Genomic DNA, 12,982 nt, shown 5'->3' on the forward strand with positions numbered 1-12,982 from the left:
TCGGACCGCCCGACGGGCCGCGCACCTGGTGCGCGGCCCGTCGTGTCGTTGTGACGTACGCGGGTGTCGTTGTGCCGTACCGGGGTGGCCACCCCGGGAGTCAGCCGGTGGCCGCCGCGGGCAGCGTGACCTCGAACCGGCAGCCGCCCGTCACATTGCGCACCTCGGCCCGGCCCTCGTGCGCCTCCACGATGCCCCGGACGATCGCCAGCCCGAGGCCCGCGCCCGCGGGCGGGGTACGCGCCTCGGTGCCGCGCCAGCCGGTGTCGAAGACCCGTGGCAGGTCCTCGGACGGGATACCGCCGCAGCCGTCCGTCACGGAGAGCACCACGGATCCCGCGCGCCGTTCGGCCGCCACCGCGACGGTGCCGTCCGCCGGGGTCCGGTGGATGGCGTTGACCAGGAGATTGGCGAGGACGCGGGTCATCTCCTTGCCGTCCACCTCGACCGGTACGGCCTCCACCCGGCCCCCGACCAGCCGTACGCCGTGCTGTCTGGCGAGCGGATCGGCGCCCGCGAGCGCCTCGCCGACCAGGTCGTACGCCGACATCCGGGTCGGGGCGAGCGCCAGCGCCCCGGCGTGGATACGGGACAGCTCGAAGAGATCGCCGACCATCGAGTTGAGCCGCTCCACCTCGGCCCTGATCTGCCGGAAGTAGCGCTCCGGGTCCTGGACGACACCGTCCTCCAGCGCCTCGGACATGGCGCGCAGTCCGGCGAGGGGCGTCCGCAGATCGTGCGAGATCCAGGCGACCAGTTCGCGCCGCGAGGTCTCCAGCGCCCGTTCGCGCTCCCGGGAGGCGGTCAGTCTGGCGCTGGTGGCCGCCAGCTCGCGCCCCAGCGCGGCGAGTTCGGCGGTGGAGGCGCCGCCGGGCGCGGCGAAGCTGCCGCCGTCGCCGAACGAGCGGGCGGCCAGCGTCAGATCGTGGCTGCGGGCGACCACCCAGCGCCCCAGCAGCAGCGCGGTGGCCAGCGAGACGACCGCGGCCATCGCCACGACCGTGGTGACGACGGAGAGGTCGTGGGCGGACAGGAACATCGCGCGGGCGACGACGAGCGTGCCCGCGAACATCGCGGTGACGGCCACGGCGGCGACGACGGTCAGGGCGACGGCGACGGAGCGGTCCCGCAGCAGCCGCAGGACCAGCGCGCCGAGCAGCCCGGCGGCAGCGGCGCCGAGAAAGGCCAGCAGCGCGATCAGCGCCATGTCACTCACGGTGCCCCCGGCTCCCTTCGGCGGGTACGTGTGCGGGAGGTATGGGTACGTGTACGTGTGCGGGCGCGGGTACGGGTACATGTGCGGGCGCGGGTACGGCCTCCACGGAAGCGCCCGCGTCGTCGGCCGGGGCCCCCTCGTCGGCCGGCACGTCGAAGCGGTAGCCCACGCCCCAGACCGTCCGGATCAGCCGCGGCCTGGCCGGATCGTCCTCGATCTTGCCGCGCAGCCGCCGTACATGCACGGTGACCGTCGACAGATCACCGAACTCCCATCCCCAGACGTCGTGCATCAGCGTCTCCCGGCCGATCGCCAGGCCGGGATGGCGCATGAGGTGGGCCAGCAGATCGAACTCGCGGAGCGTGAGCGCGAGCGGCCTGCCGTCCTTGGTGGCGCGGCGGCCGGCGAGGTCGAGGGCGATACCGGCCCGCCGCAGCTCGGGCTCCGTGGCCCCGGCCGCGCGCCCCTGGTCACCGCTGTGGCGCCGCAGTACGGACTCGACGCGGAGGACCAGTTCCCGGGGGCTGAAGGGTTTGGTGACATAGTCGTCCGCCCCTATCTCCAGCCCGAGGATCCGGTCGTCCTCGTCGCCGCGCGCGGTCAGCATGATCACCGGAACGGGCGCGGTGGCCCGCAGCCGCCGGCATACCTCCAGGCCGTCCATACCGGGCAGCATCAGATCGAGCACCACCAGCGCGGGCGGGCCGGCGGCGGCGAGCCGCAGCGCCTCGGGGCCGTCGGCCGCCCGGTCCACGGAGAAGCCGGCCCGTTCCAGATAGCCGGTGACGACCTCGGCGACGGTCGGATCGTCGTCGACGACCAGGATGGAGTGCATACGTCCAGTCTCCTCGGGCGGTGGCCGGTGCACCGCCTCTCACCTCTTACGAAACCATGACGGCCAGACCACGACGGCCCCGGATCCCGGCACGTCCGATTCGTTCAAGACCTGCCCGGCCCGTGTTCGTACGGTGGGCGCATGACCACTGATCCCACGGCCCCCGAGCCCATGACCACTGATCGCATGACCCCTGCTCCGGGCAGACCGCGACTCGACGCCGTCGGCCTGGTCGTCTCCGACATGGCCGCCTCGCTCGCCTTCTACCGCCTGCTCGGTGTGGACGTCCCCGCCGGCGCCGACGCCGCGCCCCACGCCGAGGCCACCCTGCCCAGCGGGCTGCGGATCCTCTGGGACACGGAGGAGACCGTCCGCTCCTACGATCCGGGGTGGACCAGGCCGCAGGGCGGCGAGCGGATCGGACTCGCCTTCCTGTGCGCCGGCCCCGCCGAGGTGGACGCGACCTACGAAGCGCTGGTCGCGGCCGGGCACACCGGGCATCTCAAGCCCTGGGACGCCGTCTGGGGACAGCGTTACGCGGTGGTGCTCGACCCGGACGGCTGCGCGGTCTCGCTGTTCGCCAGCGCCGCGTAGGCGCCGAGCGTGAGCCCGGCCAGCTCGCGGGTCTCCCGGGCGAGATGCGCCTGGTCGGCACAGCCCGCCGCGAGCGCCGCCGCGGCGAACGGCGCCCCGTCCCGTACGAACGCCAGCGCGCGCTGGAGCCGCAGCACCCGTGCCAGGGTCTTCGGCCCGTAGCCGAAGGCGTCCAGCGAGCGGCGGTGCAACTGCCGGGCGCCCAGGCCGACGGCATCGGCGGTGGCGGCGACCGTACGGCCCGCTTCCAGGGCGGCGACGACCGCCCGGAGCAGCGGGTCCGGCGGTTCCGCCGCGGCGGCCCGGCGCAGCGCGACGGCCTCCAGGGCGGCGGCCGGGTCCTGAGCCGCCGCCGGCCCGGCCGTCAGCCGGCGCACCTCGGCAGGCGACCACAGGTCGGCCAGCTCCACGCGCCGGTCGCGCAGCTCGTGCGCGGGTACGCCGAGCAGCGCCGGCGCGGTCCCGGGAGCGAAGCGCACTCCGGCGCAGTACAGCCCGGCGATCCCCTCAGGGGCGTACGCGTGGGTGTCCGGCCCCGCGACCAGCAGTCTGCCGCCGATCCACAGCAGGTCCATACAGCCGTCCGGCAGGACGGGATAGGGAGGGGAGCCGTCGTCGGCCCCCGCCGTCCGCGTCCAGACGATCGCGCCGTCCAGCCGCGACGGCCGTTCCTCGTACATACGGACCAGGCTAAAGCCTCGTCGTCGCCGCGGATCAGGCCAAAGCCTCGCCGGGACGCGGGCCGTTGATCCAGAATGGGCGTTCGGCAGGTCCGGCAGGACGTTGGACGTTTCGATCGCGGGGGCGACGATGACGGCACTGATGGAGTTCACGACCGACAGCGGTGCCACCGTCGTGGTCGAGGTCGACCGTGACACGCCGGGCGCCAGACCGGTGGCGCGCGGCAACTCTCTCGCACAGGCGGGCCACACCTTCGGCGAGGCGCTCCAGGGGATCCGCTCGGCCGCGGAATCCGCCCTCGCGGTGTTCCGGGACGGCTCGCTCAAACCGGACGGTGTGGAGCTGGAGTTCGGGGTGAAGCTGATGGCGGAGGCGGGGGCGGTGATCGCCAAGACCTCGGCCGAGGGCCATATGACGGTCAAACTCTCCTGGAACCCGGGCGCGACCGGGGAGCCGGGCGCGGCCGTCGGCCGGGGCCCGGCCACTGACCCGGGTCCGGCCGCTGACCCGGACGCGGCCGTCGGTCCTGCGGTCGCCGGGGACTCCGGACCGGCGGGGAGTCCGGGAACGGCCGGCCGGTGACGCGCTCCCCCGCCTGGCACGCCAGGATCGACGCCGACGGGGCGGTGGGCTCCGGCTTCCTCATCGCCGACCGTACGGTCCTGACGTGCGCCCATGTGGTGACGGGCGACCGGGCCTCGGTGGTGTTCCCCGGTGCGCCGGGGCTCGCCCCCGTACCGGCCAGGGTCGTCCTGCGGGGGCACACCTGGACGGGCGGCGACCGCGACCCGGGCGATCTGGCCGTCCTGGAGCTGGACCGGCCGCCGGGCCTCGCCCCCGCGGCCTTCGCCCCCCTCGACGCGCCGTACGCCTCGCCCACGCCGAAGCTGGTGGCGTACGGCTTCCCCTACGGGTACGACGAGGAGGGCGTGCAGAGCGAATTACGCTCCACCGCCCGCCAGTTGATCCGCGACGAGTGGGCGCAGCTGGCGGGCTGGCGCGGGTATGGGCAGGAGACCGACCACGGGTTCAGCGGCGCCGCCGTGATGCTGGAGGACACCGGCGCGGTGGCCGGGATGGTCGTCTCGCACGATCCGGTGAGCCACACCAGCCGGATGATCCCGGCCCGGATCCTCGCCCGGTACTGGGCGCCGCTCGCCGATCTCGTCCCCACCCCCGGCTATCCGGCGGAGGAGAAGCGGAGGCTGCGCGAGCTGGTGGCCCGCGCGGGCTTCCCCGGCTCCCCCGCCCTCTACGGCTCCCCCGGCCCCCACAGCTCCCACGCTTCCCCCGACCCCCACGGCACCTCCGCCTCCCCCGCCCTCGTCGGCGCCCTCGGCAGACTGCTGCGTGCCGCCGTCGGACCCCTGGGCGTCGAGCCGCCGCCCGGAGAGCCGGGCAGCCTCTGGGAGGCGGTCTGGTATCTGCTGTCGGAGGCCGGGCGGCCGGAGCCGGGAGCGCTGCCGCTCGCCGAGCTCACGGTACGGCTGGCCGGGCTGGTCGGTGACGAGACACTGGGCACGGAGCTGCGCGACTGGTCCCGCGCGCACCGCGCGCGGCACGATCCACCGCCCGTGGCACCGCACACCGGGAGCCACACGGCCGTGGGGATCATGAGCCACGCGCCACGGATGCCGTACGCCACCGAGCACGCCGCGCAGGAGGCCGCACCGTACGCGCCGGCCCCGTACGCGCCGGCGCCGTACACCACCGCACCGTACGAGGCCCCGCACGCGAGCGCGCTCCACGCGCCCGCCCCGGCCGTGTCCGTGATCCCGGCGCCCGCCGTCGGGATACCGTCCGTTCGCCCCTCCCCCCGCCGCTGGTCGCCGATCCTCGTCGAGATCAAGCGCAGCGGGGCCGACCGCGGCGCGCTGCTGGTCGGGGTGTCCGCGTACCGCGACGGAGGACGGCGCCTGGTCGGTGAGGAGCGGCTGCCGGAGCGCGAGGTCCGGGCCTGGGTGCTGGACCGTATCGATGACGCGTTCGCCGAGATCGACACCGAGGGAAGAGAGCTGATCGCGTTCGCGCTGCCGCGCGCCTGGCTCAACAAGCCGGTCGACCAGTGGACCGCGCGCAAGGGGATGAGCACACCGCTGGGGTGTGTCGCGCCGGTGGTGGTGATGGACCATGACCGGCGGAGCAGCAAACGGCTCCAGTTCCGGCTGAAGAAGATGTGGGACGTCCTCGACCGGCAGCCCGGCTCGCCCGTCCACCCGGTCAGCTGCGCGGGCTCCGCGCGGCCCGAGCTGCTGACCGTGCAGCTCCAGGACGTGCTGGGGCCCGTGGGGCTGACCAGACCGCCGCGGAGCAAGGGGGACCGGCTGCACACCGCGGTACTGGACGCCCCCGCCCCGATCGTGCTGTGGCCGCGCACGGGCTGCGCCGGCGGGGCGGACTGCGGTGACTCCTGCCGGGGCACCGTGTTCCTGAACGCGCTGGCCGACCAGCTCTCCGTCCTGCCGCCGGGCGATCTGCCCGAGCGGATCTTCGAGCTGCGCAAGCGCGCCTTCGGCCACGACGGGCCCGAGCCGCACTGGGCCGCCGGCCTCTCCTTCGTCTGGGAGGATCCGCGGTGGTTCCCCGACGTCCCCCCGCTGAGCCGGTCGCCGGTCGGCTGAGCCGGCAGCCCGACCCCGCCGAAGCCGAGACCTGGAGAACGGAATGCCTCTGTGGCCCGTCTACACCGGAGCCGATGAACCGCACGACGGCATCGGGCGGTTGCCCGAGCCGCCGCCCTGGCGCGCCTTCGACGGCGGTCCCGTGATCGAGCCGCCCCAGGACGACCCGGCGCCCTCGCCGGACCGGGTGCACCGCGCGCAGGCCTACCGCGCGACGGAGGAGAGCGTGCAACTGGTCAACGCGGCGCTGTACTTGAGGCGGCCCCTGCTGGTGACGGGCCCTCCGGGCAGCGGCAAGTCGAGCCTCGCGTACGCCGTGGCACGGGAGTTGGGGCTCGGTCCCGTACTGCGCTGGAACATCACCAGCCGGAGCGCCCTCGGCGACGGCCTGTACCAGTACGACCCGCTCTCCCGGCTCTACGCGGCGGGCCGGGACCCCGAGAGCGGCGATCCGGAGCACACCAATATCGAGGACCATCTGCGGCTGGGCCCGCTGGGCACGGCACTGCTGCCGTACGAGCGGCCCCGGGCGCTGCTGATCGACGAGATCGACAAGAGCGATCTCGATCTCCCGAACGACCTGCTGAACGTCCTGGAGGAGGGCCAGTACGAGATCCCCGAGCTGGTACGCGCCGCGCGCACCCGCACCACCGCACAGGTGCTGGTCGCCGACTCGGACCGGCTGGTGGCGCTGGAACGGGGGCGGGTGCGCTGCCGTGCGTTCCCGTTCACCGTTCTGACCAGCAACGGGGAGCGGGAGTTCCCGCCGGCGTTCCTGCGGCGCTGCGTCACGCTGGAGCTGAAGCAGCCGGAGGCGGCGCATCTGGAGGCCATCGTCCAGGCGCATCTGGGCCCGCTCGACGGGCAGGCACGGGAGCTGGTCCACCGGTTCCTGGAGCGGGGCAGCGGTGGCGAGCTGGCGACGGACCAGCTGCTCAACGCCATCTATCTGACCCGGGCCTCGGGGCTCGAAGCGCCGACGCGCGACGAGCTGGCGGACCGGCTGATGAGCTATCTGAGCCGGGCACCGGAACCCGATGACTTCTGACCGGGCGCTCTCCGGACCGGCCGCGCTGCACGAGGTGCTGACGGCGGCGGGCGGCGACCCGCCGACCGGCAGGGAGCTGGCCGAGGTCCTCTGGCTGGCGACGCATGTACGGCCCGAACCCGAGCCGGGCGCCGGGCCGGACTCCGGGGACGCCTGGCCGGACGCCGCCTCCGAAGCCGGGCGCGGGCACGTTCCACCGCCGCCCGAGCCGGACACAGCGCCTCGTACGGCCGTCCCCCGCGGGGAGGCCCAGAGCATGGGTCCCCGGGGGATTCCCGGCGGGGCCATGCCGGTCCCCGGCTCCGGAGGCGCCCCCTCCCCGAACGGTCCGGACGGCCGGGTCGCCCTGTACGGCCTGGCGCCGGGCGCCCTCGGCGGGCGGGCGGCGGCGCCCCCGGCTGCGGACGCGCGGTCCGAGGTGCTCGCCCCCGCACCGCCGATGATCTCCCATCCGCTCGCGGTCCAGCGGGCGTTGCGTCCGCTGCGCAGGACCGTGCCGTCGACGCGCGCACGGGAACTGGACGAGACGGGCACCGCGCACCGCATCGCCGAGCACGGCGCCCGGCGCGGCCGGTGGCTGCCCGAGCTGCGGCCCGCACCGGAGCGCTGGCTCCATCTGGCGGTCGTCCTGGACTGCGGCCCGACGATGGCCATGTGGCAGCCGCTCGCGCGCGATCTGTCCACGGCCTTCGGCCAGACGGGCGCGTTCCGCACGCTGGAGCTGGTACGGCTCGACGCGGACGGTTCCGTGCCTCCCCGGCAGTGGACGGCCGGACGGACGCTGGTGCTGATCCTCAGCGACACGATGGGCCCGCAGTGGCGGCCGGAACCGCGGGGAGCGGCGGGAGCCGCCGGCCGGCGGTGGTACCGGACGCTGCGGCGGTGGACCCGCGAACTGCCGGTGGCCGTGGTCCAGCCGCTGCCGGAGCGGATGTGGCGGCACACCCCGCCCGCACCGGTGCCCGGACTGTTCACGGCGGCCGGTCCCGGCGCCCCCACCACCGCGCTGCGCTTCACGCCGTACGACGGCGAGGCGCGGGGCGTTCCCGTGCCGGTGCTCGAACCGACGCCGGACTGGCTCGGCCACTGGGCCGGGCTGGTGGCGTCCCCGGCCGGCGCCGAATTCCCGGGGGCGGCGGCCCTGTTGCCCACGGGCCCACCGGCCGGGCCGTCCGCCGCGCTCCCCGAGGACGGAGTCGGAGACAGGGACGAGGACAGGGACGACGGACTGATCCCGCGTGACATGCCGGCCAGGGAACTGGTGCTGCGCTTCCGCTCGGTCGCCTCTCCGCAGGCGGTCCGGCTCGCGGCCCATCTGGCGGTCGGCCCACCGCATCTGCCGGTGATGCGGCTCGTACAGGCGGCCATCGAGGAGCGTCCGCAGCCGCAGCATCTGGCGGAAGTGGTGCTGAGCGGCATGCTCACGGCCGTACCGGGCCCCGCCGGTTCCTATGACTTCCGGCCCGGCGTGCGCGAACTGCTCCTCGGTGCGCTGCCGCGTACGGGGCTGGCCCGTACGGTCGGCCTGCTCGAACGGGTGGGGGCCGTCATCGAGTCGCGCGCGGGCTCGGCGCCCGGTGAGTTCCGGGCACTGCTCGCCGGCGGCGGCCGGGCGGGGTACGGCCGGGCGCCGGGCGAGCCGTTCGCGCTGGTGAGCCGGGAGAGCGTACGGCTGCTGCGGGGGCCCGAGCCGGAGGGCGGCGGACGGGAGCTGGTCGGGCGCTACCGGCTGACGGAGGTCGTCGGACGCGGTGCGGACGGTGTGGTGTGGCGGGCGCACGACCGCTACCGGGACCGGCGTCAGGACCGGGACCATACGGTCATCGTCAAGGTCTTCGACAGCCCGGGGGCGACGACAGATTCCCTCGTGGAAAGGGCGCGGGCGGAGCACGAGACCACCGCCCTGCTGCGGCACCCCGGTGTGGTGAAGGTGCGTGAGCACGGGGGCGACGGTGACGTCGGCTATCTGGTCAGCGAGGCCCTGGAAGGCCGAACCCTCGGCGAACTGCTGGTGGAGAACGGACACCGTCCGCTCCCCGTGGCCGAGATCATCGGCATCGCGGCGCAGGTGCTCGACGTCCTCGCCCATGCCCGGGAGAGGGGCGTCCGGCCGGATCCGCCGTCCCTGACGACCATCATGCGGCTGCGGGACGGGCTGGTGAAGCTCCGCGGGTTCGGGGGCGCTCCCCCGGACGACGCCTACGACGAACTCCACGCCCTGGGCCGTGTGCTGTACGAACTCGCCACCGGTGTCGAGCCCTTCGGCGCCACGAACGCCCTGCCGGCCCCGCTGGAGGCGGCGATCACGGATCTCCTCTCCGGCGCCCCCGAGACCCGCCGGCGCGGCGCCGACGCGCTGAGGTCGGCCGTACCGGACAGCGTCTGGCAGTACGGCGTGCTGGGCCCGCTGCGGGCGATGCACGGCGGGCGCGACCGTACACCCGCCGCGCGCCACGCACAGATCATCCTCAGCAGGCTGCTGCTGGCCCGTGGCGAGCCGGTGTCCGATTTCGAGCTGAGCCTCGCTCTGGGGGAGGCACCCTCGCACCGGGACTCGGCCCTCGTCGGGAACGTGATCGACACCCTGCTCGACGACGGGCACGCCGTGGAGGGCCCCGAAGGCGACTACCGTCTGCGGCTGGACACCGAGTTGGACCTCTCGCTCGCCGAACAGCTGGCCGCCTCCGCCGCGCGTGCGGCGGAGGCGGGCGGGACCGGGCGCGCCGCCGGGCTGTACGACGCGGCGCTCGGGCACTGGTACGGGGAGCCGCTGGACGGTGTCGAGGGCGCCTGGGCGGAGCGGGAGCGCGAGCGACTGCGCGCGTGGCGCCGCACGTTGGAGGCCGCACGCGCCGCGCTGCCGGAACCCGGCACGGCGAGCCGGCCGGGTTCCGGAACCGCGCCGGGGGCCGCACCGCCGAACACGCCGCAGACCGCACCGCAGAGCGCGCCCACGCCCCGGCCCGACACCGCGCCACCCGCCGAGGCCGCGCCGCCCCCCGAGGCCACGCCCGTCGCCCGGCCCTCCTGGCTGCGCCGTCTGTTCGGCGGCGGCGAGACCGCCGAGGACGAGAACACGGAGACCTGGGTGGGCAGAGAGAACGACGACACCGAGAGGCCCTAACTCCCCTGGCCGTCACGCCCCTTGTCGCGGTTCTCCCGCACCCCGTGCAGCCCCGACCTCATCCGCGACTTCACATCGTCCGGCGGCAGGAACCGGGACCAGCGCTCCGGGAACTCCGACGGCATGTCCGGGTCGGTCACATCGTCGTCCTGCGGCCCGTCCGGTCCCTCCGCCGCGACCGCGCGGGCCACCAGCTCCGCCGCCTGGGCCGCGCGCAGCCGCTCGTTGGCCGCCCGCGCCGCCGCGGTGGCGACCGACGGCCACACGCGGTCGATGGCGGCGTTGACCGCCGCGCCCACCAGCACCGCGAACGCCGAGACACCGATCCAGAGCAGTACGGCGATGGGGGCGGCGAGGGAGCCGTAGATGGTGGGCCCCTCGACCGTACTGGTCAGATAGATCCGCAGCAGGAAGCTGCCGAGCACCCACATCCCGAGGGCGACCAGACCGCCGGGAACGTCCTCGATCCAGCGCGACCGCGCCGGTACGGAGACGTGGTACAGCGTGGTGAGGAAGGCGATGGAGAGCAGGATCACCACCGGCCAGTACAGGACGCTGACGACCTCCGTGCCCCAGGGGATGAACTCCACGACCCGGTCGGGGCCGACCACGGCGAGCGGCAGGACCACCGCGCCGATCAGGATCGCGACGATGTAGAGCAGGAAGGCGAGCAGCCGGGTCGCGACGATGCCGCGCCGGCCGTCGAGCCCGTACATCACCGTGATGGTGTCGACGAAGACATTGACCGCCCGGGAGCCCGACCACAGCGCGATCGCGAATCCGAGCGAGATGACATCGGGCCGCCCGCCGTGCGTGATGTCGGCGAGCAGGGGTTTGGCGATCTCGTCGACACCGCGCTGCGAGAGCACCGTGCCGGCCGCCGCGAGGATGTTCCGCTCGATGGAGGCGACGGTGGTGGTGTTCGTCCAGTCGTCCACGTAGCCGAGCAGCCCGATGAGTCCGAGCAGCAGCGGCGGCAGCGAGAGGAGGGTGAAGAACGCCGCCTCGGCCGCGAGACCCAGGATGCGGTACTCGATGCACGAGTTGACGGTGTCCTTCAGCAGCAACCAGGCCATCTTCCGCTTGGATACGTCGCGATAGAGCACTCGGGCCCGGTGGAGTCGACCCGCTGGTCGCTCGGGTGTTTCTTTTGCTGCCTGCACCTCCTTACCGTATCGGCATGGCAGCCAGCACCCACACAGTGACCAACCAGGTTCCGCCCCTGGTGGGGTACGACGTCTTCAGCGCCGACCGTGCCCTGACCGAGGGCGTGGAGCGGCACAGCGCGCCCGCACTCCTCGACGAGACCCGTGCGGAGCTGACGGCCCTCGGCCGGGCCGCCGGATCCGCCGAGGCCCAGGAGTGGGGTGCGCTGGCCAACGAGAATCCCCCGAAGCTGCGCACCCATGACCGCTACGGGAACCGGATCGACGAGGTGGACTTCCATCCGGCCTGGCATCAGCTGCTGGGGCGCTCGGTCGGCGCGGGGCTCACCGACGCCTGGGGCCGGCCCGGTGGCCATCTGCGCCGTGCGGCCGGCTTCTTCCTCTGGACGCAGGTGGAGGCCGGGAACGGCTGTCCGGTGTCGATGACGCACGCCGCGGTGCCCGCGCTGCGTACGGAGCCGGCGCTCGCCGCCGAGTGGGAGCCGAGGCTGACCTCCCACCGGTACGAGCCGGGGCTGCGGCCCGCCGCGGAGAAGGCCGGCGCGCTCTTCGGGATGGGCATGACGGAGAAGCAGGGCGGCAGCGACGTACGGGCCAACACGACGCGGGCGGTGCCGCTGGACGCGGCCGGCGAGTATCTGCTGACGGGACACAAGTGGTTCTGCTCCGCGCCGATGTGCGACGGCTTTCTCGTCCTGGCGCAGGCGCCCGGCGGTCTGACCTGTTTCCTCGTACCGCGTGTGCTGGCCGACGGCACCCGCAACGTGTTCCGTGTCCAGCGGCTCAAGGACAAGCTGGGCAACCGCTCCAACGCGTCCGCCGAGGTCGAGTTCGACGGGACGTGGGCGCACCGGGTCGGCGAGGAGGGCCGCGGGGTGCGCACCATCATCGAGATGGTGGCGGCGACCCGGCTCGACTGTGTGGTGGGCTCGGCCGCGCTGATGCGGCAGTCGGTGGCGCAGGCGGTGCATCACGCCACATATCGCGCCGCGTTCGGCGGTGAGCTGATCGACAAGCCGCTGATGCGCAACGTACTCGCCGATCTGGCGCTGGAGTCGGAGGCGGCGACGACGCTCGCGCTGCGGCTGGCGTCCGCGTACGACACCGTCCAGAACGGCGGGGACGGCGCGGACCGGGAGCGGGCCTTCCTGCGGCTCGCGGTGCCCGCGGCCAAGTACTGGGTGACCAAGCGCTGTACGCCGGTCGCGGCCGAGGCCCTGGAGTGCCTGGGCGGCAACGGCTATGTGGAGGAGTCGGGTATGCCGCGGCTGCTGCGCGAGTCGCCGCTCAACTCGATCTGGGAGGGCTCGGGGAATGTGCAGGCCCTTGATGTGCTGCGGGCCCTCCAGCGCGAACCCGAGGCGCTGAACGCCGTGCTCCGGGAGGTCGGCGAGGCGCGGGGAGCCGATCACCGGCTGGACGGCGCGATCAAGGGGCTGCTGACCGAACTGGCCGATCTGTCCGGCGTGGAGGCGCGGGCCCGGCGGCTGGTGGAGCGGCTGGCGCTGGTGCTCCAGGGCTCGCTGCTGGTGCGGTGGGCGCCGCCGGAGGTGGCCGACGCGTTCTGCGCCTCCCGGCTGGGCGGGGACTGGGGTACGGCCTTCGGCACGCTGCCCCCCACGCTCGATCTGGCGTCGGTCGTGGACCGGGCACGGCCGGACGGGACTTAGCGGGGGCCGCCGGACAGGGCCGAGGCG

General features: G+C 74.2%; 10 protein-coding genes. 6 read left to right on the plus strand and 4 right to left on the minus strand.

Annotation, left to right across the window (positions count from 1 at the left end; genetic code table 11):
* Positions 1-100: 100 nt before the first annotated feature.
* On the minus strand, positions 101-1,216 hold the full coding sequence (locus ACIOGX_RS16510; protein ID WP_384764035.1) for a sensor histidine kinase: 1,116 nt from the start codon (positions 1,214-1,216) through the stop codon (positions 101-103).
* A complete protein-coding gene (locus ACIOGX_RS16515) occupies positions 1,209-2,042 on the minus strand; it encodes a response regulator transcription factor (RefSeq protein WP_401914229.1) in 834 nt (277 codons plus the stop codon). Before ACIOGX_RS16515 ends, ACIOGX_RS16510 begins: the two co-directional genes overlap by 8 nt.
* 180 nt (positions 2,043-2,222) lie before the next feature.
* Here ACIOGX_RS16515 and ACIOGX_RS16520 point away from each other — a divergent pair, with 180 nt between their 5' ends.
* Positions 2,223-2,645 (plus strand): VOC family protein, encoded by a 423-nt coding sequence (locus ACIOGX_RS16520; protein WP_356510545.1) that lies wholly within the window; start codon positions 2,223-2,225, stop codon positions 2,643-2,645.
* On the opposite strand, the gene ACIOGX_RS16525 is transcribed toward ACIOGX_RS16520, so the two are convergent.
* Positions 2,585-3,325 (minus strand): helix-turn-helix domain-containing protein, encoded by a 741-nt coding sequence (locus ACIOGX_RS16525; RefSeq protein WP_356510401.1) that lies wholly within the window; start codon positions 3,323-3,325, stop codon positions 2,585-2,587. The two genes, ACIOGX_RS16520 and ACIOGX_RS16525, sit on opposite strands and share 61 nt — an antisense overlap.
* A gap of 130 nt (positions 3,326-3,455) precedes the next feature.
* Here ACIOGX_RS16525 and ACIOGX_RS16530 point away from each other — a divergent pair, with 130 nt between their 5' ends.
* Genes ACIOGX_RS16530 through ACIOGX_RS16545 form a run of 4 tightly spaced genes read left to right on the plus strand, consistent with a single transcriptional unit; the run spans position 3,456 to position 10,119 of the window.
* The gene (locus tag ACIOGX_RS16530; protein WP_401913820.1) at positions 3,456-3,908 is read left to right on the plus strand and encodes a CU044_2847 family protein; all 453 of its coding nucleotides are present in this window, start codon (positions 3,456-3,458) and stop codon (positions 3,906-3,908) included.
* Positions 3,905-5,947, plus strand: a complete 2,043-nt coding sequence (locus tag ACIOGX_RS16535) for a trypsin-like peptidase domain-containing protein (protein WP_401913823.1) — start codon at positions 3,905-3,907, stop codon at positions 5,945-5,947. The genes ACIOGX_RS16530 and ACIOGX_RS16535 overlap by 4 nt, the downstream gene beginning before the upstream one ends.
* A 43-nt stretch (positions 5,948-5,990) precedes the next feature.
* A complete protein-coding gene (locus ACIOGX_RS16540; RefSeq protein WP_401913826.1) occupies positions 5,991-6,995 on the plus strand; it encodes an AAA family ATPase in 1,005 nt (334 codons plus the stop codon).
* Complete coding sequence (locus ACIOGX_RS16545) at positions 6,985-10,119, plus strand: SAV_2336 N-terminal domain-related protein (RefSeq protein ID WP_401913829.1); 3,135 nt, start codon at positions 6,985-6,987, stop codon at positions 10,117-10,119. Before ACIOGX_RS16540 ends, ACIOGX_RS16545 begins: the two co-directional genes overlap by 11 nt.
* Here the strand turns inward: ACIOGX_RS16545 and ACIOGX_RS16550 are convergent.
* Entirely contained in the window at positions 10,116-11,282 is a 1,167-nt protein-coding gene (locus ACIOGX_RS16550) for a YihY/virulence factor BrkB family protein (RefSeq protein WP_129768895.1), read from the minus strand. The genes ACIOGX_RS16545 and ACIOGX_RS16550 overlap by 4 nt on opposite strands.
* Before the next feature lie 17 nt (positions 11,283-11,299).
* On the opposite strand from ACIOGX_RS16550, the gene ACIOGX_RS16555 reads away from it, so the two are divergent.
* Positions 11,300-12,955, plus strand: coding sequence for an acyl-CoA dehydrogenase family protein (locus tag ACIOGX_RS16555; RefSeq protein ID WP_401913832.1), 1,656 nt, complete (start codon positions 11,300-11,302; stop codon positions 12,953-12,955).
* The last annotated feature ends 27 nt before the right edge of the window (positions 12,956-12,982 follow it).

Origin of the sequence: Streptomyces sp. NPDC088147, assembly GCF_044741565.1 — a bacterium.
Taxonomy (GTDB): Bacteria; Actinomycetota; Actinomycetes; order Streptomycetales; family Streptomycetaceae; genus Streptomyces.